Annotated in this window: 24 protein-coding genes and 2 pseudogenes; 12 read left to right on the top strand and 14 right to left on the bottom strand. The window is 71.2% G+C overall.

Annotated features, from left to right (window positions below; all coding sequences use genetic code 11):
• Positions 1 to 32: 32 nt before the first annotated feature.
• Together LJB74_RS15485 and LJB74_RS15480 are read right to left on the bottom strand one after the other, a co-directional pair.
• Entirely contained in the window at positions 33 to 1655 is a 1623-nt protein-coding gene (locus LJB74_RS15485) for an ABC transporter substrate-binding protein (protein WP_259309386.1), read from the bottom strand.
• 500 nt (positions 1656 to 2155) lie between these two features.
• Positions 2156 to 2653 (bottom strand): MarR family winged helix-turn-helix transcriptional regulator, encoded by a 498-nt coding sequence (locus tag LJB74_RS15480; RefSeq protein ID WP_259309385.1) that lies wholly within the window; start codon positions 2651 to 2653, stop codon positions 2156 to 2158.
• A 41-nt stretch (positions 2654 to 2694) separates the two neighbouring features.
• On the opposite strand from LJB74_RS15480, the gene LJB74_RS15475 reads away from it, so the two are divergent.
• Complete coding sequence (locus LJB74_RS15475) at positions 2695 to 3699, top strand: DMT family transporter (RefSeq protein WP_259309384.1); 1005 nt, start codon at positions 2695 to 2697, stop codon at positions 3697 to 3699.
• Positions 3700 to 3883: 184 nt separating this feature from the next.
• Positions 3884 to 4528 carry a dihydrofolate reductase family protein gene (locus LJB74_RS15470; protein ID WP_259309383.1) on the top strand — a complete coding sequence of 215 codons (645 nt, stop codon included), beginning with the start codon at positions 3884 to 3886 and terminating at the stop codon, positions 4526 to 4528.
• A gap of 103 nt (positions 4529 to 4631) precedes the next feature.
• Here LJB74_RS15470 and LJB74_RS15465 read toward each other — a convergent pair whose 3' ends face one another.
• From LJB74_RS15465 to LJB74_RS15450, 4 genes are read right to left on the bottom strand one after another with little or no spacing between them, the layout of a single operon-like run.
• The gene (locus LJB74_RS15465) at positions 4632 to 4970 is read right to left on the bottom strand and encodes a hypothetical protein (RefSeq protein WP_259309382.1); all 339 of its coding nucleotides are present in this window, start codon (positions 4968 to 4970) and stop codon (positions 4632 to 4634) included.
• A gap of 54 nt (positions 4971 to 5024) precedes the next feature.
• A complete protein-coding gene (ychF, locus tag LJB74_RS15460; RefSeq protein WP_259309381.1) occupies positions 5025 to 6110 on the bottom strand; it encodes a redox-regulated ATPase YchF in 1086 nt (361 codons plus the stop codon).
• A gap of 42 nt (positions 6111 to 6152) precedes the next feature.
• Entirely contained in the window at positions 6153 to 7727 is a 1575-nt protein-coding gene (locus tag LJB74_RS15455; protein WP_259309380.1) for a hypothetical protein, read from the bottom strand.
• Positions 7709 to 8500, bottom strand: a complete 792-nt coding sequence (locus LJB74_RS15450) for an ABC transporter ATP-binding protein (RefSeq protein ID WP_259309379.1) — start codon at positions 8498 to 8500, stop codon at positions 7709 to 7711. The genes LJB74_RS15455 and LJB74_RS15450 overlap by 19 nt, the downstream gene beginning before the upstream one ends.
• Before the next feature lie 163 nt (positions 8501 to 8663).
• On the opposite strand from LJB74_RS15450, the gene LJB74_RS15445 reads away from it, so the two are divergent.
• Positions 8664 to 9998 carry a DNA recombination protein RmuC gene (locus LJB74_RS15445; protein ID WP_259309378.1) on the top strand — a complete coding sequence of 445 codons (1335 nt, stop codon included), beginning with the start codon at positions 8664 to 8666 and terminating at the stop codon, positions 9996 to 9998.
• A gap of 23 nt (positions 9999 to 10021) precedes the next feature.
• Here the strand turns inward: LJB74_RS15445 and LJB74_RS15440 are convergent, their stop codons facing one another.
• Complete coding sequence (locus LJB74_RS15440) at positions 10022 to 11098, bottom strand: 4-hydroxy-3-methylbut-2-enyl diphosphate reductase (protein WP_259309377.1); 1077 nt, start codon at positions 11096 to 11098, stop codon at positions 10022 to 10024.
• A gap of 41 nt (positions 11099 to 11139) precedes the next feature.
• Between LJB74_RS15440 and xseA the strand changes: the two genes are divergently transcribed.
• Genes xseA through LJB74_RS15425 form a run of 3 tightly spaced genes read left to right on the top strand, consistent with a single transcriptional unit; the run spans position 11140 to position 13650 of the window.
• On the top strand, positions 11140 to 12393 hold the full coding sequence (gene xseA, locus LJB74_RS15435) for an exodeoxyribonuclease VII large subunit (protein ID WP_259309376.1): 1254 nt from the start codon (positions 11140 to 11142) through the stop codon (positions 12391 to 12393).
• Positions 12394 to 12415: 22 nt separating this feature from the next.
• Positions 12416 to 12691 (top strand): exodeoxyribonuclease VII small subunit, encoded by a 276-nt coding sequence (locus tag LJB74_RS15430; protein ID WP_259309375.1) that lies wholly within the window; start codon positions 12416 to 12418, stop codon positions 12689 to 12691.
• Entirely contained in the window at positions 12688 to 13650 is a 963-nt protein-coding gene (locus LJB74_RS15425) for a carbohydrate kinase (protein WP_259309374.1), read from the top strand. Before LJB74_RS15430 ends, LJB74_RS15425 begins: the two co-directional genes overlap by 4 nt.
• A 120-nt stretch (positions 13651 to 13770) precedes the next feature.
• On the opposite strand, the gene LJB74_RS15420 is transcribed toward LJB74_RS15425, so the two are convergent.
• Positions 13771 to 14178 carry a rhodanese-like domain-containing protein gene (locus tag LJB74_RS15420; protein ID WP_259309373.1) on the bottom strand — a complete coding sequence of 136 codons (408 nt, stop codon included), beginning with the start codon at positions 14176 to 14178 and terminating at the stop codon, positions 13771 to 13773.
• Between the two features lie 77 nt (positions 14179 to 14255).
• Between LJB74_RS15420 and LJB74_RS15415 the strand changes: the two genes are divergently transcribed.
• The 3 genes and pseudogenes from LJB74_RS15415 (at position 14256) to LJB74_RS15405 (ending at position 16761) form a co-directional block, all read left to right on the top strand.
• On the top strand, positions 14256 to 14486 hold the full coding sequence (locus tag LJB74_RS15415) for a DUF2892 domain-containing protein (protein WP_259309372.1): 231 nt from the start codon (positions 14256 to 14258) through the stop codon (positions 14484 to 14486).
• Positions 14487 to 14658: 172 nt separating this feature from the next.
• Positions 14659 to 15234, top strand: a pseudogene (locus LJB74_RS15410) (carbonic anhydrase); the annotation flags it as partial.
• A gap of 111 nt (positions 15235 to 15345) precedes the next feature.
• On the top strand, positions 15346 to 16761 hold the full coding sequence (locus LJB74_RS15405) for an aspartate ammonia-lyase (protein ID WP_259310377.1): 1416 nt from the start codon (positions 15346 to 15348) through the stop codon (positions 16759 to 16761).
• A gap of 84 nt (positions 16762 to 16845) precedes the next feature.
• Here LJB74_RS15405 and LJB74_RS15400 read toward each other — a convergent pair whose 3' ends face one another.
• On the bottom strand, positions 16846 to 18219 hold the full coding sequence (locus LJB74_RS15400) for a PhoH family protein (protein ID WP_259309371.1): 1374 nt from the start codon (positions 18217 to 18219) through the stop codon (positions 16846 to 16848).
• A gap of 351 nt (positions 18220 to 18570) precedes the next feature.
• Positions 18571 to 19332, bottom strand: a complete 762-nt coding sequence (locus LJB74_RS15395; protein WP_259309370.1) for an isoprenyl transferase — start codon at positions 19330 to 19332, stop codon at positions 18571 to 18573.
• Positions 19333 to 19545: 213 nt separating this feature from the next.
• Between LJB74_RS15395 and LJB74_RS15390 the strand changes: the two genes are divergently transcribed.
• Positions 19546 to 20262, top strand: coding sequence for a hemolysin III family protein (locus LJB74_RS15390; RefSeq protein WP_259309369.1), 717 nt, complete (start codon positions 19546 to 19548; stop codon positions 20260 to 20262).
• Positions 20263 to 20373: 111 nt separating this feature from the next.
• Here LJB74_RS15390 and LJB74_RS20935 read toward each other — a convergent pair.
• From LJB74_RS20935 to mca, 4 genes and pseudogenes are all read right to left on the bottom strand, one after another.
• Positions 20374 to 20985: pseudogene (locus LJB74_RS20935) on the bottom strand (GDSL-type esterase/lipase family protein); the annotation flags it as partial.
• A complete protein-coding gene (locus LJB74_RS15385; protein ID WP_259309368.1) occupies positions 20986 to 21804 on the bottom strand; it encodes a nitrilase-related carbon-nitrogen hydrolase in 819 nt (272 codons plus the stop codon). It lies immediately after the preceding pseudogene.
• Complete coding sequence (locus tag LJB74_RS15380) at positions 21804 to 22064, bottom strand: hypothetical protein (protein ID WP_259309367.1); 261 nt, start codon at positions 22062 to 22064, stop codon at positions 21804 to 21806. The genes LJB74_RS15385 and LJB74_RS15380 overlap by 1 nt, the downstream gene beginning before the upstream one ends.
• On the bottom strand, positions 22064 to 22921 hold the full coding sequence (gene mca, locus LJB74_RS15375) for a mycothiol conjugate amidase Mca (RefSeq protein WP_259309366.1): 858 nt from the start codon (positions 22919 to 22921) through the stop codon (positions 22064 to 22066). Before mca ends, LJB74_RS15380 begins: the two co-directional genes overlap by 1 nt.
• Positions 22922 to 23097: 176 nt before the next feature.
• Between mca and LJB74_RS15370 the strand changes: the two genes are divergently transcribed.
• Together LJB74_RS15370 and greA are read left to right on the top strand one after the other, a co-directional pair.
• Positions 23098 to 23508 (top strand): DUF4307 domain-containing protein, encoded by a 411-nt coding sequence (locus tag LJB74_RS15370; protein ID WP_259309365.1) that lies wholly within the window; start codon positions 23098 to 23100, stop codon positions 23506 to 23508.
• A gap of 231 nt (positions 23509 to 23739) precedes the next feature.
• The gene (gene greA / locus LJB74_RS15365) at positions 23740 to 24225 is read left to right on the top strand and encodes a transcription elongation factor GreA (RefSeq protein WP_259309364.1); all 486 of its coding nucleotides are present in this window, start codon (positions 23740 to 23742) and stop codon (positions 24223 to 24225) included.
• Positions 24226 to 24290 lie beyond the last annotated feature (65 nt).

The raw sequence follows: 24290 nt of genomic DNA, 5'->3' as shown, positions 1-24290 counted from the left end.
GGTCCCCACCCCCAGCCGTCAGAGCTCGGAGATCAGGCCTTCTTGATCTGGAAGTACAGCGGCACCGAGTTCCAGCCGAACTGCACGTCCGTCACCGTCGTGGCGTAGCCACCGGTCACGTTCGAGTACCAGAGCGGGATCGCCGGGAGGTCCTTGAAGAGGATCTCCTGCACCTGGTCGAACTTCTTGTTCGCGGCGTCGATCGAGCTCGCGGCCTCGCCCTCCTTGAGGAGCTGGTCGACCTTCGGGTTCGAGTAGTCGCCGTCGTTCGAGCCGGCGCCCGTGCCGTAGATCGGGCCGAGGAAGTTGTACAGCGACGGGTAGTCGGCCTGCCAGCCGGTACGGAACGCGCCCTTGATGGTGCGCTTCGTGATGTCGGTCCGCAGGTCCTTGAACGTCGGGTACGGGTTGCCGTGCGCGTCGATGCCCAGCGCGTTCTTGATGCTGTTGCACACCGCGTCGACCCAGGCCTGGTGTCCACCGTCGGCGTTGTAGCCGATCGTGAAGGCTCCGGACCACGGCGAGATCGCGTCAGCCTGGGCCCACAGCTCCTTGGCCTTGGTCACGTTGTAGTCGAGGACCTCCGAACCCGGGAGGTTCGGGTTGTACCCGGCGATGACCGGCGAGGTGAAGTCCTTGGCCGGCGTGCGGGTGCCCTGGAAGATCTTGTCGGTGATCGTCTTGCGGTCGATCGCCATCGAGATCGCCTGGCGGCGCAGGTTGCCCTCTTCGCCGGTGAAGTGCGCGAGGTTCTGCGGGATCGTGAACGACTGGAAGATCGCCGCGGCCTGGTTGATCGCCCGGTCGCCCAGGTCGGTCTTGTAGACACCGAACGCGCTGTCCGGGATCGCGTCGTCGACGTCGAGGTTGTTGGCCAGCAGGTCCTGGTACGCCGCGTCCTGCGACGTGTAGAACTTGACCTCGACCCCACCGTTCATCGGCTTGCGTCCGCCGATGTAGTCGGGGTTCGGGACGACGTCAGCCTTGACGTTGTGCTCCCAGGCCGAGGCGTCCTTGAACATGTACGGGCCGTCGCCGATCGGGTTCTCGCCGAACGCCTTCATGTCCTTGAACGCGACCGAGGGCAGCGGGTAGAACGCCGAGTAGCCGAGCCGCAGCGGGAAGTCCGCCTCCGGCTGCTTGAGGGTGACGGTGAAGGTCGAGTCGTCGACGACCTTCAGACCCGTCAGGTCGGAGTCGACGTCGTAGCTGAAGCCCTCGATGCTGTCGAAGAAGTAGCTGTTCAGCTGGGCGTTGCTGAGCTTGGCGCCGTAGTTCCAGGCGTCGACGAAGCTCTTCGAGGTGACGGCCTCGCCGTTGGTGAACTTCCAGCCGGACTTGATCTTGATCGTGTACGTCTGCGAGTCCGTCGTCGTGATCGAGTCGGCGACCTCGTTGTGCGGGGCACCCTTGGCGTCGTAGTAGACCAGACCCGCGAAGATGAGGTCGAGGATCTTGCCGCCGCCGGTCTCGTTGGTGTTGGTCGGGATGAGCGGGTTCTGCGGCTCAGAGCCGTTCACCGTCACGATTCCCGTGGTCGGGCCGGTCGCCGCCGCAGTGGTCTCGGGAGCGCTCGACGAACCGCTGCAGGCAGAGAGCGCGAGCGCGCTCACTGCGATGGCGGCGGTGAGGCCACCAATTCGCCTGATCTTCAATGTTCCTCCTGGTGGAGACAGAGGCCGGATCGGCAGTCGATGTGCGCCTTCCGAACGAGGTTCGGAGTGCGCGTCACCTGTGCCGGGAGCCAAGGGATTGCACCACGCTAGTCATGCCGGGACCGCCACACCGAATGCGTCCGGCCACCACAAGCGATCGTTACCGTATCGATACTGGACGGTAACATCCACCCACTGAGATGTGGGTTGCCCGAAACATCCGCCGACCACGACACTGCCGCGCTCCCCGGGGAACCGCACCGACCGCGTCACCGACCCCCGCCACGACCCGGCCTCCCCCTCGATCACCCTCCCTCGCCGGCCGCACCCACCCGGCCGCTGAAGACCCGGCCCCGCGCTGAGCGCCGCACGTGGTGCAGGTGCGACTCGAGAGGCGCAGGTGATGCCTCATCTGCCCCACTGCCACCACGAGCCCCACGTGCGGCGCTCACCGCGCCGATGCTCGGGCTTCCGGGATCTCCGGTCGCCACCCTGGGGCGTCAGGACTCGAGCGACTGCTGCCAGGTGGTGAGGATCTCCTCGAGACGCGCGCGCTGGTCCGGCGCGAGCAGCTCGACCAGGCGGTGCTCGTTCGCCATGTGCGCCGTGAACGCCCGGTCGATGAGGTCGCGCCCCGCAACCGTGAGGCCGACGACACGTCCCCGGCCGTCCACGTCGCTCTGCCGTCGCGTCACGAGACCCATCGCGACGAGCCGGTCGACACGCTTGGTCATCGCGCCCGTCGTCACCATGGTGTGCTCGGCCAGCTCTCCGGGTGCCCGCTCGAAGGGAGCGCCCGCCCGACGGAGAGATGCGAGGACGTCGAACTCGCCCTCGTTCAGGCCGAACTCGCGGTAGACCGCGACGAGCTCGTCCGTGAGACGCGCACCGAGCCGGTGGAGCCTGCCGATGACACCGAGGGGGCTCACGTCCAGGTCGGGTCTCTCGCGCGCCCAGGCGGCCTGGAACTGCGCCACGCGATCTGTGCGGTCCGTCACGACGATCGACTATACCTTCCCTGGAAGGTAGGGTGTCTTCCATGGAAACTACTTGGCGCTCGGTCGCGGTGACCGCGATCGCCCCGGTCGCGTGGGGCGCGAGCTACGTCGTGACGCGGGAGCTCCTCCCACCCGGTCACCCGCTCTGGGGCGCCGTCCTCCGTGCCGTCCCCGCCGGCATCCTGCTGTGCGCCGTGTCCCGGAGACGTCCGAGCGGGTCCTGGTGGTGGCGGTCCGTCGTGCTCGGCACCCTCACGATCGGCGGCTTCTTCGTCCTCGTCTACGTGGCAGCGACCACGCTGCCGTCCAGCGTCGCGTCGACGCTCATGGCCGTCTCGCCTGCCGCGTTGATGCTGCTCGCGTGGCCGCTGCTCGCCCAGCGGCCACGCACGACGCAGCTGGTCGGGGCAGCCCTCGGCTTCATCGGGGTGTGCGCGATGCTCCTCACCGGGGTCGGCGGTCTCAACCCCGTCGGGGTGCTCGCCTCGCTCGCGGCGATGACGACGTCCTCCGTCGGGTTCATCCTGAGCGTGCGGTGGCGCGGCGACCAGGACGTGCTGTCGATGACGGCGTGGCAGCTCGTCGCAGGTGGGCTCGTCGTCGTGCCCGTCGCCGCTCTCGTCGAGGGGGCGCCGCCGCACCTCGACGGTCGCGAGATCGCCGGCTTCGCCTACCTCACAGTCGTCGCGACAGCGATCGCCTACGTCGCGTGGTTCTCCGGGCTCGCGCGACTCGACGCCGGTGCGGTCGGCCTCATCGGGCTCCTCAATCCCGTCACCGGCGTGATCCTCGGCACCGTGATCGCGGCCGAGACGCTCACCGGGCTCCAGCTCGCCGGACTCGCACTCGTGCTCGTCGGGATCCTGCTCGGGCAGCCCAGCGCCGTCCGGATGGCCGGCTGGCTCTCACGGCGCGGCTACCTGTCGCGGTTGCGGGGCGGGGGCCGTGGACCGGCAGACGAACCAGCTCGCGTCCGGCCGCGGGTTGACCACCGACTTCTCGCCGACCCTCTGCCCCCGCGCGAGACCCCGTGCATCGAGGGATGACCCGCCCGAGATCGCTCCTCACGTCGGCCCCGCCCCGAACGATCGGCGCCCAGCTGCAGCGCACCTCGACCCGGGAGCTCGTCGTGCCCGGCCACGGAGCACCCGCACCGTCGCAGCCGTAGCCCGCCCCCGAACCCGTCTGTATCGTGAGCGCGATCCGCAGGCACTCGCGACGGAGGCACCGATGGCTGTACGTGTCGACCTCAACATCTCGCTCGACGGCTTCGCGACCACGACGGACCAGACCCCGGAGAACCCGTTCGGCGAGGACTGGCCGCGGCTGGTCGACGCCTACGTCTCGACCAGGACCTTCCGTGAGCGTGTCCTGCAGGACGCCTCGGGCGACGGCACGACCGGCGTGGACGACCGATATGCGACGTCGTACTTCGCCGAGATCGGCGCGGAGATCATGGGAGCGGGGATGTTCGGCCTGCACAACTTCCCTGACGACCCCGACTGGCAAGGCTGGTGGGGCGACGAACCACCGTTCCACGTCCCGGTGTTCGTCCTCACGCACACCGCCCCACGGCCGTCGATCGAGATGACCGGCGGCACGACGTTCCACTTCCTCTCGGCGACGCCGCACGAGGCGCTCGACCGCGCGACGGAGGCGGCCGCAGGCAAGGACGTCCGGGTGGGCGGCGGAGCCACCGTCGCGCGCGACTTCCTCACGGCAGGGCTCGTCGACGTGCTCCACGTCGCGATCGCGCCGATACTCCTCGGCCGCGGCACTCGGCTCTGGGACGACCTGCGCGGACTGGAGTCCCGCTACGACGTCACCGCCGAGACGGCCGAGAGCGGCACGATCCACCTGACGTTCCGGCGGTAGGACTCCGTCCGTCGCGCCGCCTCGCCCACGTCGGTGGACCGGGACTCCGACCACAAGCTGAACCGGAACTCCACCGAGCGCCGTGACCGTTCGACGTCTGCCGTCATCTGCTCAGCGACTGAACGGCATTCCAGAGCGTGGACTGGGACCCGCCATCCATCGGGTGCCCGGGGACACGGAACACGTAGGCGAACCCTGACCATCGACACCCGGTCCGCTTGATGGTCCCGACGACACCCAGGTCGCCGTCCGTACCTGAGTCCGGTGACGCGGCAACCAGCACATCCCAGGTCCAGCGCCGCCATCGCACCGATGAGGTGCGCTGCACCGTGTAGGACCGACCGGTCAGCGTCTCGACGTCGAAGCGGTCGACGTCGTCAAGGTCGACATCGTCGTCGACCTCCCGTCCGGCGACGTTCACTCGGACGATGTGCCCCTGCATTCCCACACCCTAGCGACACCCGATCTCAGCCAGCGGGGACAGCGAGGCTCCGGGCTACACGTTGAAGCGGAACTCCACCACGTCGCCGTCGGCCATCACGTAGTCCTTGCCCTCGATGCGCGCCTTGCCCGCGGCGCGGACCGCCGCGACGGATCCCGCGGCGACGAGGTCGTCGAAGCCGATCACCTCGGCCTTGATGAACCCGCGCTGGAAGTCGGTGTGGATCACACCGGCGGCCTGCGGGGCCGTCCAGCCCTGGTGGATCGTCCAGGCCCGCGTCTCCTTCGGTCCGGCGGTCAGGTACGTCTGGAGCCCCAGGGTGTGGAAGCCGACGCGCGCGAGCTGATCGAGGCCGGACTCCTCCTGCCCGTTGTCGGCCAGCATCTCGGCGGCCTCCTCCGGGCTGAGCTCGACCAGGTCGGACTCGAACTTGGCGTCGAGGAAGATCGCGTCGGCCGGGGCGACAAGGGCGCGGAGCTCGGCCTGCATCGCCGTGTCGGCCAGGCCCGCGTCGTCGGTGTTGAACACGTAGATGAACGGCTTCGCGGTGAGCAGCTGGAGCTCGGCGAGGCGGTCGGTGTCGAGCTTCGCGGCGGCCGCTCCGGCGAACAGGGTCTGGCCGGACTCGAGCAGCTTCTGCGCACCCTGCGCGGCCTCGAGCAGGGCTGCGTCGGCCTTCTTGGCGCGGACCTCCTTCTCGAGCCGCGGGACCGTCTTCTCGAGGGTCTGCAGGTCCGCCAGGATCAGCTCGGTGTTGACGGTCTCGATGTCATCCTTCGGGGAGACCTTGCCGTCGACGTGCACGACGTCGGGGTCGACGAAGGCGCGGGTGACCTGGCAGATCGCCTCGGCCTCCCGGATGTGCGCGAGGAACTTGTTGCCAAGCCCCTCACCCTCGCTCGCCCCCTTGACGATCCCGGCGATGTCCACGAACGACACCGTCGCCGGCAGGATCCGCTCGCTGCCGAAGATCTCTGCGAGGACCGCGAGCCGCGGGTCAGGCAGCGGGACCACGCCGACGTTCGGCTCGATCGTCGCGAACGGGTAGTTCGCCGCGAGCACCTGCGCACGAGTCAGCGCGTTGAAGAGGGTGGACTTGCCGACGTTGGGCAGGCCGACGATGCCGATAGTGAGAGCCACGGGCCACGAGTCTACGGGCCCACCCGGGAGCCAGGGGCCCGCTCAGCCGAACGCCACCATGCGGGCGAGGAGGTCCGGGGCGCCCGCGTCAAGCGCACGCCCGCCGACCCGGATCCCGAGGACGGCCACGACCGTCCCCCACCCGATCCCGACGACGAGCGTGACCACCCCGAGGAGCGTCGAGTGGATACCGGCGGCAACCCCGCCGAGCACGAGCTCGGGCAGGCTCAGACCGAGGACGATGGCCCAGCCGAGAAGCTGCGACGCGACCGCTGCCATCGACCCGCCCTGCTGCGCCGTGAACGGGTTCTCCTCAGGCTTGGCGACCGGGTACACGACCCGCGCGGAGATCACGCTCGCGCCACCGTACGCGGTGAGCAGCAGCCCGAGGCTCGCACCGAGCAGCGCCGGGAGCAGATCCCAGCGTCCTGCGAGCGCGACCGCCGCCACGACGAGCGCGATCACGGTCGGCACCGCGATGATCGCGGCGGCGATCACCCGTCCGGCGCGGTCGGCGCGCCCGTCGAGGGGCGTCGCCAGATGCGTCCAGAAGGCGGTGCCGTCGTACGCCACGTCCGCGGAGATCGACCATCCCAGGACGAGAGCGACAAGCGGACCCGCCGCCAGGAGCATCCCGCCACCCGATCCTCCGCTCGAGAAGAACATCACCAGCGGGATCAAGGGGATGACGACGAGCGCCTTGGCGTACCGGGGGTCGCGCCGCCAGTAGGTCAGGGATCGTGCCGCGACCGCACCGAGCGGTGTCGCAGGGAACCGGCCGAAGGCCCCCAGACCCCGGGTGCGCGCACCGCCACCGCCGCTCGAGGTCGTGGCGGGCGTGACGAGCGCACGTCCGAGAGCGTTGTCCCAGACCGCGACCAGCACGGCGAGTGTCGCCACCGCGACGACGACGCGAAGCGCGAGCATCCCCCACCGGCCGGCGACGGCATCCGCCGGGGCCGCCCACACGGCCCCCAGCGGTGTCCACCCCGCGGTCGAGGCCAGCCCGGGGAGCAGGTCCCTCCCCGCGGCGATCCCGGTCGTGACCGCGTTGAGGATCGGGCCGAGAAGCATGAACGGCAGGATCATGAGCCCGGCGGCGAGCTCCCGGTAACGGCGTCGCCCCATGAGCGGGGCGAGGAGCGTGGTGCCCGCGCGGGACCCGACGACGCACGTCGCCAGCGCGACCGGCACGAGCGGCACCGACACGAGGAGGGCGACCGGGCTGCGCCACCACGTCAGCGCGGCCCCGAGGACCAGGAGAGTCGTGGCCGCACCGGGGATCCCGACGAGTCCCGACACCGCAAGACCGGTCAGGAGGGGGCGTCGCGGGATCGCGAAGGTCGCGAACCGTGACGGGTCGAGGGTCGAGTCGACACCGAAGGCGACGAGCGGGACGAACCACCAGCCGAGGACGAGCAGGCTCCCGGCCAGGACGAGCACGGTCCGGACGAGGTCAGGTCCGGCGAGGCTCAGCGCCACGAGGCCGGCCGCCGCCGCGGCGAGGGCGCCCAGGACGTAGAGGCTGAGGATCACGAGCCCGACGACCTGCCAGACGCTCCGTCTGAGGCCGTTGCGGAGCAGCGTGAGCTTGAGTCTCAGGAGGTGTGCAACCACGTGAGCCCCTCCCCCGAGGCGCGACCGCCGACGAGCTCGACGAAGCGGTCCTCGAGGCTCGCGTCGCCGCGCACCTGGTCGACGGTGCCGGCGGCGAGGACATGCCCTGCGGCGATCACCGCCACGTGGTCGCACATGCGCTGCACGAGGTCCATGACGTGCGAGGACACGATCACGGTGCCCCCACCGGTCGTCACATAGCGCACCAGGATCTCGCGGATGTTCGCGGCGGACACCGGGTCCACCGCCTCGAAGGGCTCGTCGAGCACCAGCAGCCGGGGCGCGTGGACGAGGGCGCAGGCGAGGGCGACCTTCTTTGTCATCCCGGCCGAGTAGTCGATGACCAGGGTGCTCGCGTCGGCGGTCAGATCGAAGGCGTCGAGCAGGTCGGTGGCTCGCTCGGCGACGACCTCGCGGTCCATGCCACGCAGCAGGCCGGAGTACGTGATGAGCTGGAGACCGGTCAGACGGTCGAAGAGCCGGACCCCGTCCGGGAGGACCCCGAGCACCGCCTTGACGCGGCGCGGATCGGCCCACAGGTCGTGACCGTGCACCCAGACCTGCCCATAGTCGGGCCGCAGGAGCCCGGTCGACATCGAGAGCGTCGTCGTCTTGCCTGCGCCGTTCGGGCCGACGAGACCGAAGAACGAGCCGACGGGGACATCGAGATCGATCCCGCCGACCGCGATCTTCTCGCCGAACCGCTTCCAGAGCCCGCGGAGGGCGAGGGCCGGCGGGACGGGAGTGACGGGCGTCGAGGGATCGGAAGCCATGCGGGCAGGCTAACGCCGGTTCACCGCGGATCAGGCCCGAACGAGATGTCGATCGGCGGCGGCCGCAGCCGCGGTCCCGTCGGGCGATCCGTCCGGGCGCCGAGCGGAGCCGGCACGGAGCCGCACGGGCGCAGGTGTCGGACCCCCCTGGCACGGTGGTGCCATGTCCACCTCGACCGTCGTCCTCGTCGTCACCGTCGCCGTGCTCTCCGGCGCACTCGTCGGCTGGTCGCTCGCCGTGGCGCGCACGGGTACGGGCCTTCGAGCCGCACAGGTCCGCGCCGCGCAGGCCGAGGCCCGGCTCGAGGCCGAGCGTGCCACCGCAGCCGAGCGCCTGGGCGCGCTCCGCTCCGACCAGGACCGGCTCTCCGACCAGTTCCGGGCGCTCGCCGCGGACGCTCTCGCGAGCAACAACGAGCAGTTCCTCGCGCTCGCGCACCAGCGCCTGGCGGCGAGCCAGCAGTCCCAGGTGACCGAGCTCGGGCGGAGCGAGGACGCGGTCCGCCAGCTCGTCGAGCCGCTGGCCCGCACGCTCGACCAGGTCAAGGCCGAGCTCACGTCGGCGCAGGCGGCACGCCTGACGGGTCAGGCGGCTCTCGGGGAGCAGGTTCGTGCGATGCGCGAGTCCTCGGAGCTGCTCCGCAGCGAGACCGCACAGCTGGTCACCGCGCTGCGGTCGTCGCAGGTGCGCGGTCGCTGGGGCGAGCTCCAGCTCCGCAGGGTCGTGGAGTCGGCCGGGATGCTCGCGCACGTGGACTTCGTCGAGCAGGCGTCGACACGCACCGACGACGGCCTGCTGCGACCGGACATGGTGGTGCGGCTGTCCGGCGGCAAGAACGTCGTCGTCGACGCGAAGGTCGCCTTCCTCGGGTACCTCGACGCAGCGCAGACCACCGACGAGGCCGTGCGCGCCGACCGCCTCGCCGCCCACGCGCGCCACGTCCGCAAGCACATCGACGACCTCGCGGCGAAGCGGTACTGGGAGCAGTTCACTCCGGCCCCGGAGTTCGTCGTGATGTTCATCCCCGCCGAGGCCTTCTTCCACGCCGCGATCGAGCAGGACGCGACGATCGTGGAGTACGCGTTCGAGCGCAACGTCATCATCGCGACCCCGATGACGCTCCTCGCGCTGCTGAGGACCGTGGCCTACGCCTGGCGCCAGGACGCCCTGGCCTCGAACGCCCAGCAGGTGCTCGACCTCGGCAAGGAGCTGCACGGCAGGCTCGCCACGCTCGGGCTGCACGTGTCCCGGCTCGGACGCGCGCTCGACGCTGCGGCCGGTGCGTACAACCAGACGGTCTCGTCGCTCGAGACCAGGGTGCTGGTCAGCGCCCGGCGGTTCGCCGATCTCCACGTCGTCGACGGCGACCTGCCGTCGCCGCCGACCTCGGACCCGCAGCTCTCCGCAGTCCGGGCGCCGGAGTTCGTCGCGTCGATCACCGAGCAGATGGTGGCCCTCGACGTACCGCCCGGTCAGCGGGCCACGACAGGCACCTGATGGGTGAGGGCGAGGCGACCGGCTCAGCCCGCCGTGACGTCGAGCTGTCGACGGTGCTCGCGGCGCGGGCGCACGATGTCGCTCCCGGTCTTCTTGAGGTCGGAGCGGAGCTCCTGGGGCAACGAGAACATCAGGTCCTCGGTCGCCGTGCGCACCTCCTCGACGTCGTCGAACCCCTGCGACGCGAGCAGGTCGAGAACGTCCCGGACGAGGATCTCCGGCACGGACGCACCCGACGTGACCCCGACCGTTCGCGCGTCGACGAGCCATGCCGCGTCGATCTCGCTCGCGCGGTCCACCCGGTACGACGCCCCCGCACCGGCCTCGAGTGCGACCTCGACGAGCCGCACCGAGTTGGACGAGTTCGCCGAGCCGACGGTGATGACCACGTCGCACCGGGCCGCGAGCTGCTTCACCGCGACCTGGCGGTTCTGGGTGGCATAGCAGATGTCGTCGCTCGGCGGGTCCTGCAACGTCGGAAACCGCTCGCGGAGCCGTCTGACCGTCTCCATCGTCTCGTCGACCGACAGCGTCGTCTGCGAGATCCACACGACCTTGTCCGGGTCGCGCACGGTCACCCCGTCGACCTCCGCCGGAGAGTTGACGACCTGGATGTGCTCCGGGGCCTCACCCGCCGTCCCCTCGACCTCCTCGTGACCGCTGTGGCCGATCAGCAGGATGTCGTAGTCGTCGGACGCGAAGCGCACCGCCTCCTTGTGGACCTTGGTCACCAGCGGGCAGGTCGCGTCGATGGTCCGCAGCCCGCGCGCCGCGGCCGCTGCGTGCACCGCCGGGGAGACGCCGTGCGCGGAGAAGACGACCCTCGCGCCCTCGGGCACCTCGTCGGTGTCGCTGACGAACACGGCACCACGCGCCGCGAGGGTCTCGACCACGAACTTGTTGTGGACGATCTCCTTGCGCACGTACACCGGTGCGCCGTAGTGCTCCAGTGCCTTCTCGACGGCGATCACCGCGCGGTCCACGCCGGCGCAGTACCCACGGGGCGCAGCCAGGAGGACCCGCTTGCGATCCGCGGATCGCGCCGTCGCCGAGTCGGTCGGAGTCGCCGAGGTGGCTGTCGAGCCTGCAGGGTCGGTCACCGCGTCAGTCTAGTCAACGGGGATAGGGCAGGCTGTGGGGGATGAGTGACGACCCCGCGAACACAGCCCGTGCGCTGCCGCTCAAGGCGCTCGACACGACCGCGGAGCACCCGTGGCCGGTGCGGCACCTCGCGCCGAAGATCGCGGACTACGTCGCGCGGATGCCTCCGGTCTGGGTCGAGGGGCAGGTGCTCAACCTCAAGCGGTGGAACCAGCTCTACTTCCTGACCCTGCGGGACACCGACCTCGACATGTCCCTCAACGTGACGGTTCCGGCGGCGGCGCTCGGCCCGGTCGCCGAGTCGGTGCGCGACGGCTCGCACCTCGTGGTGCACGCGCGGCCCACGTTCCACACGAAGAAGGGTTCGCTCGGTCTCGCCGCCGACGAGGTCAGGCTGCTCGGGGTGGGTGAGCTGCTCGCCCGCATCGAGCACCTGAAGTCCGTGCTCGCCGCCGAGGGGCTCTTCGACCTCGACCGCAAGGTCCCCCTCCCGTTCCTGCCCGGCACCATCGGCCTCGTGTGCGCACAGCAGGGCGACGCCGAGCACGACGTGGTCTCCAACGCCCGCGCCCGGTGGCCGCAGGTGGCGTTCGAGATCCGTCGCGTGACGGTGCAAGGGCCGTCCGCGGTACCTGAGGTGTCCCGCGCGATCGCCGAGCTCGACGCCGACCCGCGTGTCGAGGTGATCGTCGTCGCACGCGGCGGCGGCTCGTTCGAGGACCTCCTGCCGTTCAGCAACGAGTCCCTGGTGCGCGCAGCTGCGGCGTGCCGCACACCCCTGGTCAGCGCGATCGGGCACCACCTGGACACGCCGTTGCTCGACCTCGTCGCCGACTACCGCGCATCGACCCCGACCGACGCCGCCAAGCGCGTCGTCCCGGACGTCGTCGAGGAACGTGCGCGCGCCGTCCAGCTCAGGACACGCATCCGGCGGGCGATCTCTCAGACGCTGGCCCGCGAGCAGGACCGCCTCGACTCGATCCGGTCCCGACCCGTGCTCGCCCGGCCGGAGGACGCCCTGGTCGCCCGCGCGCAGGACGTCGGCGCCCGGCGCGACGCCATGCGCCGCGCCGTCGACCAGGTGGTCACCCACGAGAGCACCCGGGTGGCCGGCTTGGCCGCGCAGCTGCGGTCCCTCTCTCCTGCCGCGACCCTGGACCGCGGGTACGCCGTCGTCCAGACGCCCGACGGCACGGTGGTCCGCAGCCCCGACGACACACGCGCGGGCGAGGTGCTACGGATCCGCGTCGCCCGCGGAGAGCTCGCCGCGACGGTCGGTCCCACGCCACGGTGACGAGGATTGGTTAGATGGCTCCGTGACCACACCCCCACGCCAGAAGGACACCCGGCCCGACGTCGCCTCGCTCAGCTACGAGCAGGCCCGCGACGAGCTGGTGACGGTCGTCACCACGCTCGAAGCAGGTGGCACGACCCTCGAGGAGTCCCTCGGGCTCTGGGAACGCGGTGAGGCTCTGGCCGCACGCTGCCAGGAGTGGCTCGACGGCGCGCGCGACCGGCTCGCCGCGGCCCGCGCGAAGGACGACGACGGCACGATCCCGGACGGGACGACGGACGGGAGGGCCGACGCGTGACCACCACCCCGGCATCCCCGAACATCCCTGCATCCCCGCCCGCCGCGCCGCGCGCCCTCGTCGTCGGGGAGTCGCTGATCGACGTGGTCCGCCGCCTCGACGGCACGGTCGACGAGCACCCGGGCGGGAGCCCGATGAACGTCGCGATCGGCCTCGGGCGCCTCGGGCGACCGGTCGACCTGCTCACCTGGTTCGGCCCGGACGCCCGCGGGACCGCGCTGCGCGACCACATCGCCGAGTCCGCCGTTCACGTGGTCGACGGCTCGGACGGTGCCGCGGCGACCTCGGTCGCCATCGCGACCCTCGACGAGACCGGCGCAGCGACGTACACGTTCGACCTGGACTGGCAGGTGCCCGCGACGGACGGGCTGCTCGACGACGTCGTCGTCGTGCACAGCAGCACCATCGGCGCCGCCCTCGCTCCCGGCGGCAAGGCCGTCCTCGACCTGCTCTCGCGCGCACGCGTCTCGGCGACCGTCACCTACGACCCGAACGTGCGGCCCGCACTGCTCGGCGACGGCGCCCATGAGCTCATCGAGCGCCTCGTCACCCTCGCCGACGTCGTCAAGGTCAGCGACGAGGACCTCGCGTGGTACGAACCCGGCATCGCCTCTGGCGCGATCGCCACCGACTGGGCCTCACGCGGCCCGGGCCTGGTGGTGGTGACCCGCGGGTCCGAGGGCGTGCTCGCCGTGACCTCGGCCGGCCTCGTGGTCGAGGTGCCGTCACGTCGCGTGGTCGTCGCGGACACCGTCGGCGCCGGTGACTCGTTCATGTCCGGCCTGATCGACGGGCTGTGGACCGCGGGCCTGCTCGGTGCGGACCATCGCGACGCCGTCGGCCGGATCGACGAGGCGACCCTCGTCGGGATCCTGGAGCGCTGCGCCGAGATCGCCGGCATCACGGTCTCCCGCGCGGGCGCCAACCCGCCCTGGGCGGCCGAGCTCACCGTCGCCTGAGAACCCGCCTGAGAACACGGTCGGCCGGTTCGGCCAGGTCAGCCACCGGGCGGGCACGCCGCCGAGCGACTGCTCAGCCGAAGACGATCGCTCAGCTCACGACGACCGCGGGCGACCAGTTCAGTTGAAGACGACCGCACCGCCGGCGTTCTGCCACTCGGTGATGCCGCCTTGGAGGTCGTAGATCTGGGTGAAGCCGAGGTCCGCCATCTTCGCGGTGGCCACGCCGGAACGGTTCCCGGTGCGGCAGTACACGAAGTACGGCTTGTCCTTGGGCAGCTTGCCGATGTTCGTGGCGAAGGCCGGGTCCTCGACGTCGATGTTCACGGCGCCCTGGATGTGTCCTTGCGCGAACTCGGCGGGCGTCCGGACGTCGATCACGGACATGCCCGGCTTGGCGAGCACCTCGGAGGCCGTCGACGTCGTCACCTCGGTGACGGCGCTCGATCCGCTTGAGCACGCGGCGAGACCCCCGACGGCGAGGACAGCTGCGAGGACGACCGAGGCGATTCGGGAGCGTGTCTGCATACCCCCCAGGGTATCATCGGAGCGAGGGAGAGCGCGGCCCGGCACCGTCGGACCCGTCCCGCACGAGAGGAATCGCCATGAAGCAGAACATGGGCACCACGGACCGGATCCTGCGGAGCATCGTCGCCGCTCCCGCCTTCGTCGTCCTCGGCGTCGTCACCGGCCCCGCCGCGCCGATCTCGTGGGTCTTCTACGTGCTCGGAGCCGTCATGCTCGGCACCGGCGGCGTCGGCTTCTGCCCGCTGTACCTGCCGTTCAAGCTCAGCACCCGCTCGCGCACCGCCGAATCCTCCACGCGCCAGCACTGAGAGCCTCGCGGAACCACGCGCCGGCCCTGAGGACCACGCGCCGGGGTTGACGACCTCGTGCCGGCACGAGCACGCGCCGCGCCGGAGCCAAGAACACCGGCACCGACGCGGACGGTGTCCGCGTCATGGTCGGCGCGCGCTCGTCCCTGCGCGGACCTGACACGATGGGCCCATGCAGCGACCCTCCACTCCGGCCGAGGCATGGGCGGTCCTCCGTGCCGGGAACGCGCGCTTCGTCGCCGGCACCATGGACCACCCGTCCCAGAGCGTCGATCGCCGCGCCGAGCTCAGTGCCGAGCAGCAGCCCTTCGCCGTGATCTTCGGCTGCTCGGACTCCCGGGTCGCGGCCGAGATCATCTTCGACCAGGGGCTCGGCGACGTGTTCGTCGTCCGCACCGCCGGGCACGTCCTCGACACGACGGTGATCGGCTCGATCGAGTACGGCGTGGACATCCTCGGTGCGTCGCTGGTGGTCGTGCTCGGTCACGACAACTGCGGCGCTGTCGCCGCGGCTGCCGAGGCGCTGACGACGGGGCAGCTCCCGCGCGGCTTCGTCCGGGCGATCGTCGACCGGGTGATCCCGAGCATCGTCAACCCCGGCGGCACCGGGACCGCGGACTTCGACGCGGTGACGCTGGGGCACGACCACGTGCGCCACACCGTCGAGATGCTGCAGAGCTACTCCGCTCTCCTCGCCGAGGCGGTCGACGCCGGTCGGTGCGCGATCGTGGGGCTCGAGTACGACCTCGCCGAGGGAGAGGCCCGCCTGACCGAGCTCATCGGCGACCTCGGGCCGCAGGGGGAGCTGACCCGCGGGCGGAGTGCGTCGACACCCAGCGGCCTTTGCCATGATGTGCCCATGAGCGATGACGCACAGGACGGGACCGGCTACCGGATCGAGCACGACACCATGGGAGAGGTCCGCGTTCCCGCGGATGCTCTCTACCGCGCACAGACGCAACGCGCCGTCGAGAACTTCCCCCTCTCGGGCACCCGCCTCGAACGGGGACACATCGAGGCGCTCGCCCGGATCAAGAAGGCCGCGGCCCAGGCCAACGCCGAGCTGGGGGTTCTCGACGCCGAGATCGCCGCGGCGATCGTCTCCGCTGCCGACGAGGTCGCCGCGGGCACCCATGACGCGCACTTCCCCGTGGACGTCTACCAGACGGGTTCCGGGACCTCGTCGAACATGAACACGAACGAGGTCATCGCGACGCTGGCCTCACGCCGTCTCGGGCGGGACGTGCACCCGAACGACCACGTCAACGCGTCGCAGTCGTCCAACGACGTGTTCCCCACGTCCGCGCACGTCGCGGCCACGTCGGGCGTCGTCCACGTGCTCGTGCCGGCTCTCACGCACCTCGCGGAGGCCCTCGAGGCCAAGGCCGACGAGTTCGCGACCGTGGTGAAGTCCGGCCGCACCCACCTCATGGACGCCACCCCGGTGACCCTGGGTCAGGAGTTCGGCGGGTACGCCGCCGCGGTCCGGTACGGGATCGAGCGGGTCGAGGCGGCACTCCCCCGCGCCGCCGAGGTCCCGCTCGGCGGCACGGCCGTCGGGACCGGGATCAACACACCGGCCGGATTCCCGCAGCGGGTCATCGCGCTGCTCGTCGAGGACACCGGCCTGCCGTTGACGGAGGCCCGGAACCACTTCGAGGCGCAGAGCGGTCGCGACGGTCTGGTCGAGCTCTCCGGTGCGCTCCGGACGATCGCCGTGAGCCTGACGAAGGTCTGCAACGACCTGCGCTGGATGGGGTCCGGACCGAACACCGGCCTCGGCGAGATCGCGATCCCCGACCTGCAGCCGGGGTCGTCGATCATGCCCGGGAAGGTCAACCCCGTCATCCCCGAGGCCGTCCTGATGGTCGCGGCTCGGGTGATCGGCAACGATGCGACGGTCGCGTGGGCGGGGGCCAGCGGGGCGTTCGAGCTCAACGTGCAGATCCCGGTGATCGCGCTCGGGGTCCTCGAGTCGATCCGGCTGCTCGCGAACGCCGCCACCGCCCTCGCGGACAAGACCGTGCGCGGCATCACCGCGAACGTCGACCGGGATCGCGCCTACGCGGAGTCGTCGCCGGCGATCGTCACGCCCCTGAACCGGGCGATCGGCTACGAGGCGGCCGCGAAGGTCGCCAAGCACGCCGTGGCCCACGGGCTCACGGTGCGCGAGTCCGTGATCGCCCTCGGGTTCGTGGAGCGCGGGGAGGTCACCGAGACCCAGCTCGACGCGGCCCTCGACGTCCTGTCGATGACCCGCCCGCCCCAGGCCTGAGCCGGATCACCACCGGGTCGAACCGACCACGACGGCCTCGGGAGCCCGCGCGGACCTGCGCGGTGCTCCCGAGGCCGTCGGCCGTCAGGCCTCGATCCCCTCGAACAGCTCCGTGACCAGGGCCGCGACGGGCGACCGCTCGGAGCGCGTGAGCGTCACGTGGGCGAAGAGCGGGTGCCCCTTGAGCGCCTCGATCACGGCGGCGACCCCGTCGTGCCGCCCCACCCGCAGGTTGTCACGCTGGGCGACGTCGTGCGTGAGCACCACCCGGGAGTTCTGACCGATCCGCGAGAGCACCGTCAGCAGGACGTTCCGTTCGAGCGACTGGGCCTCGTCGACGATCACGTAGGCGTCGTGCAGCGAGCGTCCGCGGATGTGGGTCAGCGGGAGGACCTCCAGCAGGTCACGCGCCATGACCTCCTCGACGACCTCGCGTGAGACCACCGACCCGAGCGTGTCGAAGACCGCCTGGGCCCACGGGTTCATCTTCTCCGCCTCGGCCCCGGGGAGGTACCCGAGGTCCTGGCCGCCGACCGCGTACAGCGGCCGGAACACCATCACCTTGCGGTGCTGACGGCGCTCGAGCACGGCCTCGAGCCCGGCGCAGAGCGCGAGCGCGGATTTCCCGGTGCCCGCTCGGCCGCCGAGGGACACGATGCCGACCTCCGGGTCCAGGAGCAGGTCGATCGCGATCCGCTGCTCCGCGCTGCGCCCGTGCACCCCGAACACGTCACGGTCGCCGCGCACGAGTTGGATGTGCTTGTCCGGAGTGACCCGTCCCAGAGCCGATCCGCGCGTGGAGTGCAGCACGACACCGGTGTGGCACGGCAGCGCCTTGGCCGCGAGCCCCTGCACCTCGGTGAGGTCGAGGGACTCGTGCTCCCACAGGTCGGCCATCTGCTGCTCGTCGACCGAGAGCTCGTCCATCCCGGTCCAGCCCGAGTCGACCGCGAGCTCGGCGCGGTACTCGGCGGCGTGCAGCCCGACAGCCGAGGCCTTGACGCGCATCGGCAGGTCCTTCGACACGACGGTCACGTCGCAGCCCTCGGCGGCCAGGTTTGCCGCGACGGCCAGGATGCGGCTGTCGTTGTCACCGAGCCGGAACCCGGAGGGCAGCACGGTCGGGTCGATGTGGTTCAGCTCGACACGCACCGTCCCGCCCTCGTCGCCGATCGGGAGCGGGGCATCGAGGGTTCCGTGCTCGATGCGCAGGTCGTCGAGCATCCGCAGGGCCGAGCGGGCGAAGTAGCCGAGCTCGGCGTGGTGGCGCTTGGCCTCGAGCTCGGTGATCACGACGATCGGCAGGACGACGTCGTGCTCGGCGAAGCGGCGGATCGCCGCGGGGTCCGACAAGAGGACCGAGGTGTCCAGCACGTACGTCCGACGCGCCGGGGCGGCTTCCCCACCGCCCGACGCCGAGGCGTCCGTGTCTGTCACCTTCTGTGCCGTGCTGACCATGGCAGGCTCCCTCCGGCGCGCGGTGCGCCGTGCGATCCGCCTCACGCAGGTGCCCGCGGGCCTCCGACGCTCGGCTGTCCGGACGAGGGGCGGTCGGCCACGGGGGGCCGGGTCCGGCCCTCCTCCCGGAGCAGATGCTCCATGGGCTGACCTCCCGATGGACGGTGGATACCGTCCGTCACGTCTGGACGCTACGCGCCGGCTGTGACACGTCCAGCGAGACACGCGGGCGCGTCGGCGGTGTTCACCCAGATGTCACACGATCACCGGAGCGGACCCTGCGCGGGCCGTCGGACCCCGCCCGGCCACCCGGCCCCACGTCAGCGCACCCCGGGCGAGCGTCATCCCCGGTCAGCGGCCGAGGCGTCGCTCGCGCGCGGCGTACGCGCGCAGCGCGCGCAGGTAGTCGACCCGCCGGAAGTCCGGCCAGTACGCCTCGCAGAAGTAGAACTCGCTGTGCGCGCTCTGCCACAGCAGGAAGCCGGACAGCCGCTGCTCGCCCGAGGTGCGGATGACCAGCTCCGGGTCGGGCTGGCCCTTCGTGTAGAGGTGGTCGGCGATGTGCTCGACGTCGAACACCCCGGCGAGCTCCTCGAGCGAGCTCCCGGCCTCCGCCTGCTCCCGCAGGAGCGAGCGGACGGCGTCGGCGATCTCGTGGCGGCCGCCGTACCCGACCGCGATGTTCACGTGCAGCCCCTTGACCGCACTGGTCCGTGCGACGGCCTCGTCGAGGCGCGCGACGAACGGCTCCGGGAGGAGCTCGAGGGAGCCCATCACCTGCAGGTGCCACCGCCCGCTCGCGGCGAGATCGACGACGGCGTCCTCGATGATGCTCAACAGCTCCCGGAGCTCGTCCTCCGAGCGCGAGAGGTTGTCGGTGGACAGCATCCACAGCGTGACGACCTCGACACCGACCTCCTCGGACCAGGTCAGCAGCTCGAGGATCTTGCCTGCTCCGCGTCGGTGCCCGGTCGCCGCGGACTCGCCGTACGACTTCGCCCACCGTCGATTCCCGTCGAGGATGACCCCCACGTGACGCGGGACCTGGTCGGGACTCAACGACGAAGCGAGCCGACGCTCGTAGAGGCCGTAGAGCGGATGGGGCAGACGCACGCGGAGGTCCTTCGTACCGGGATCGGATCTGGCTCACACGCTACTCGCCGAGGGGACGCCGCCGAGGCCACCGGAGCGGTCTGATGGCGCGCGTCGTGGAGAGGTTGTGTGATGACAGGATCAGATCCCGAGAACCACCAACCTACGCGGCGGTAACCTACGATCTCGTAGGTTCTCGGCCGTCGAGCAACCCGCACCCCCGGAGGGACGCCCGTGCCACACGAGCCCACACCGCAGCAGAGCCACGACCTCGTCAGTCAGGGCCGTGACGCGGCCACGCAGGTCGTCGCCGCGGTCAAGCCGAAGCTCCGCGGCTGGCTCCATGCCGGGATGTCACCGCTCGCGCTCGCGGCCGGGATCGTCCTGGTCACGCTCTCCCCGACGACGACGGCCAAGTGGACGACGGGGATCTTCGCCGCCTCCTCGGTCCTGCTGTTCACCATCAGCGCGGTGTACCACCGGGGAAGCTGGAGCCCGAAGGTCACCGGTGTCCTGCGCCGTCTGGACCACTCGAACATCTTCGCCATCATCGCCGGGACCTACACGCCCCTGACGGTCCTGCTGCTCCCGTCCTCGACGGCGACCGTGCTGCTCTGGGTCATCTGGTCCGGTGCGCTCCTCGGCCTGCTCGGGCGGGTGTTCTGGCTCGACGCCCCCCGGTGGCTCTACACACCCATCTACGTCGCTCTCGGATCCGCCGCGATGGGGTACCTCGGGACGTTCGCCAAGGCCCCGAACGGCCCGGCGATCGTCTGGCTCGTCGCCGGCGGTGGGGTCGCCTACATCCTCGGCGCCGTCGTGTACGCGACCAAGTGGCCGAACCCCAGCCCGCGCTGGTTCGGGTTCCACGAGGTGTTCCACTCGTTCACGGTCGTCGGGTTCACGTGCCACTACATCGCGGTGAGCCTGGCCGCCTACGGGTCGGCCTGACCCCCGCACGTCTGTCAGGCGTGCGGACCCGTCGGGTGCCGCCGCGCGACCCGCGCTGCCGGGGCCGCCGGCCAGCCACTCGCACCACGGTCCCACGACCAGGCGCGCGAGCCTCTCGTACCCCGTCGCGGTCGGGTGGACGCCGTCGCCCGAGGTGATGTCGGTGCACCAGATCGAGTCGGCGTGCAGACGGTCGAACACCGCGACGTAGGGGACACCGCGCACCGCGCACGCCGTCGCGAACCGCTCGTCGATCGCGGCGATGCGCTCGTTGTGCGCGGGATCGGCCACCGCCGGTGGTCCGACCACGAACGTCGGGATCCCGGCGGCCGCAGCGCCCTCGAGGATCGCGACGAGGTTCCCCACCGAGCGGTCGGCGTCGACCCGGGTCGGCCGTCGCCCGCTGCCGCCACGCGGGCTCGTGTCGTTCACCCCGAAGGAGAGCACCAGGCGCGACTCGCCCGCGTCCCCGCTCCGCACCCGGAGCTCGTCCTGCCACCGACTGCGCACGTCAGCGGACGTGTCACGCCGGACGCCGAGGTTGTAGACGGTGATCGGGAAGCCGATCACGTGAGCCCAGCCGGCGATCCGACCGACCCAGCCACGATGCTCGGCGTCGCCGAAGCCGGCCACGTACGAGTCGCCGAGGAAGCTGACACGGACGTCGGGACGCACGTCGGGCAGCACGACCCGGTCGCGGACCCTGTTCCTCGTCGTCGCCATCTAGATCGACACCACCGTGTACCGGCGGTTCACGAGCGACGGGTTGCGGCGGCGGACCTCGCCGACGTGCGCCCGGTCGAGGTCGACGGCCGCGAGCGCCGGCGCGTCGGACAGCTCCAGGAGCACCGCACCGTCGGCCCCGACGACGATCGACCGGCCGGTCACCCCGCGGCCCGCCTGCCCCACGGCGACCACCACGCTCGTGTTCTCGATGGCCCGGGCGACGGTCAGGGCACGCCAGTGCGCAGCCTTGTCCGGTCCGGCGGCCCAGGCAGCCGGGACGACGAGCACCTCGGCGCCGGCGTCGACGACCCGCCGGGCGATCTCCGGGAACCTCAGGTCGTAGCACGTCATGACACCGAAGCGGACGCCTGCGACGTCGAGGACGAGCGGAGCGGCGTCGGCCGGTCCCGCCTCGAGGCGGTCCGACTCGCGCTGGCCGAACGCGTCGTACAGATGCACCTTGCGGTAGGTGCCCTGGAGGGTGCCGTCGGGTCCGACCGCGACGACGACGTTGCTCGCCCGCCCGTCGACCGTGCCCGGCGCCGTCGTTCCCGCGATCACCGCGATCTCGGCTGCTGCGGCGGTCGCACGGACGAGCGAGACGAACGCACCGTCCAGCGGCTCGGCGTGCTCCGGGCCGACCCCTCGCGGGTCGAAGCCCGACGCGTACTCGGGCAGGACGACGAGGTCCGCACCGTCGTCCGCCGCTGCGACGATCGCGCCGCGCGCCGCCTCGCGTGCCGCCTCGTGGTCCGACGGGACCACGAGCTGGGCGACGGCCACCCGCACCGTGGCGCGACCCGGCCCGTCCGACATCAGCGGGACGCCTCCGGACCGTCGCCGGCACCCCGCGCATCCTCGTCGGCTTCGTCCTGCGCGAGCTGCGCGGCCCGGCGGTTCACCTTGCGCAGGTGCTTCGTGAGCGAGAGGAACAGCAGGACGCACACCAGCGCGAGCCCGAACGTGAAGATGAAGCCGACGATCCCGGGGCTCGTGATGTCCGCGGGCGGGATGGTCGCGGGTTCCGGGCTCGGCGTCGCGGCCCCGAGGAGACCGACGATCAGCGTCGAGATCATCACGCCACCTCGGTCCGCAGGCCGGCGAACAGGTCCGTCTCCGGCAGCTCCGACGGCACCTGCGAGATCACCAGCTCGAACTCCTCGAAGGGCCAGGTGGCCCGCTCGAGATCGCGCGGGATCGCGAAGAAGAACCCCTCCGGGTCGACCTGGGTCGCGTGCGCGCGCAGCGCGGCGTCACGCGCGTCGAAGAAGTCCGCGCACTCGACGCGGGTCGTGACCTCGCGCTCGGGGATCTCACGCGCGCGCCGCGACTCCACCCACTCACCGAACGGCGACTCGAGCCCGGCTGCCGTCATCGCCTCGTGCGCGGACCGGATCCGTGCCATCGAGAAGCCGTGGTTGTAGTAGAGCTTGGCGACCTGCCACGGGTCGCCGAGGTCCGGGTACCGGTCGGCGTCCGCCGCAGCCTCGAACGCCTCCATCGAGACCCGATGGCACATGATGTGGTCCGGGTGCGGGTAGCCGCCGCTCGGGTCGTAGGTGGTCAGCACGTGCGGTCGGAACTCGCGGATGAGCTGCACGAGCGGCGCCGAGGCCTCCTCGAGCGGCACGAGCGCGAAGCAGCCCTCCGGGAGCGGCGGCAGCGGGTCGCCCTCGGGCAGACCGGAGTCGACGAACCCCAACCAGGTCTGCCGGACCCCGAGGGCCGCGGCGGCGGTCGCCATCTCCTGGGCGCGCAGCTCGCGCATGTCCTCGATCGTGCCCGTGAACTCGCCGAAGGACGGGTTGAGGACGTCACCGCGCTCGCCACCGGTGCACGTGACGACGAGGACCTCGACCCCCTCGGCCGCGTAGCGGGCGGCAGACGCCGCGCCCTTGCTCGACTCGTCGTCCGGATGTGCGTGAACCGCCATCAGACGCAAGGGTTCTCCGTTCACGAGGTCCTCTCCAGCTACGCGACGACGTGAGGCCGGGCGTACCGACCGCGTCGCCGTCAAGAGACAATGATCCTGCACCATGATCCCGCACCCGCGGTCCGGCGACGACCGTCGTCGAGCCGCGAGTGACGCACCCGACAGGAGGACGACCCGTGGACGACGTCGCGACGGTCCCGGAAGGACGCTACGGGCGCCCGCCGACACCCGCACGCCGACGGCGCGCGCAGCTCGCGCTGATCGGGCTCATCGTCGCTGCGGTCGCGGTGATCGCCTGGGTCGGCTCGGGGGTGCTCCGTGACCCGGTGCAGTGGTCGCCGGTCGGGTACGACGTGAAGGGCCCCGACCGCACCGACGTGACGTTCGACGTCACCAAGGCGCCGGGAAGCACCGTCCGGTGCACCGTCGTCGCCCTGAGCTCCGGCTTCGCCGAGGTGGGCGTGAAGACCGTGACGATCGGGCCCGCAGCGCAGCGCTCGCAGCGCTACACGGTGTCGCTCGCGACGCAGGAGCTCGCGGTGACCGGCCAGGTCAGCACCTGCGAGGTCGTCAGCTCCGGGAGCTGACCGACCAGGGTCGACGGGCCGAGACCGGCCGACCGGGGCCCACGGGCCGGACACCGTCACCGTCGCTTTCTCTCGTCGGCGAGGGATTGGTACCCTGACGGATTCATGCACGGCACCGGACCGGCGCGACCTCGGGTCGACGCGACCGGGACGCACGCGGCGCCCGTCCCTGACGGCAGGGCACGGGCGCAGTCGTGTGCAAGGACGACATCGGACAGGAGAGGAGACGACGTGGCTGAGACCACACACGCGACCTGGCTCACCCAGGAGGCCTACGACCGCCTGAAGGCCGAGTACGAGCACCTCTCGGGGGCAGGACGCCTCGACATCTCGCAGAAGATCGCCACCGCTCGCGACGAGGGCGACCTCAAGGAGAACGGCGGGTACCACGCGGCGCGCGAGGAGCAGGCCAAGAACGAGGCGCGCATCCGCGAGCTCAAGGCCAAGCTCGAGAACGCCGTGATCGGCCAGGCCAAGGACGATGGCGTCGTCGAGCCCGGCATGGTCGTCACGGCGGTCGTCGCAGGCGACGAGATGGTGTTCCTGCTGGGATCCCGCGAGGTCGCCGGCGGGACCGACATCGACGTGTACTCCGAGAAGTCGCCCCTGGGTGCGGCGATCAACGGGCAGAGCGTGGGCGACACGGTCACGTACGCGGCACCGAACGGCAACGCGATCACGGTGACGATCACCGCGGCCAAGCCCTTCGAGGGCTGACCGCGAGAAGCCGCGCGGGGACGCGCCGTCAGGTGGGGCCGGGTGGGATCACCCGGCCCCACCTG

This window comes from Cellulomonas sp. P24 (genome assembly GCF_024704385.1).
In the GTDB taxonomy this organism is placed as follows: Bacteria; Actinomycetota; Actinomycetes; order Actinomycetales; family Cellulomonadaceae; genus JAJDFX01.
Note: the sequence above shows the minus strand (reverse complement) of the source record. Positions and strands in the feature narration are given on the sequence as shown.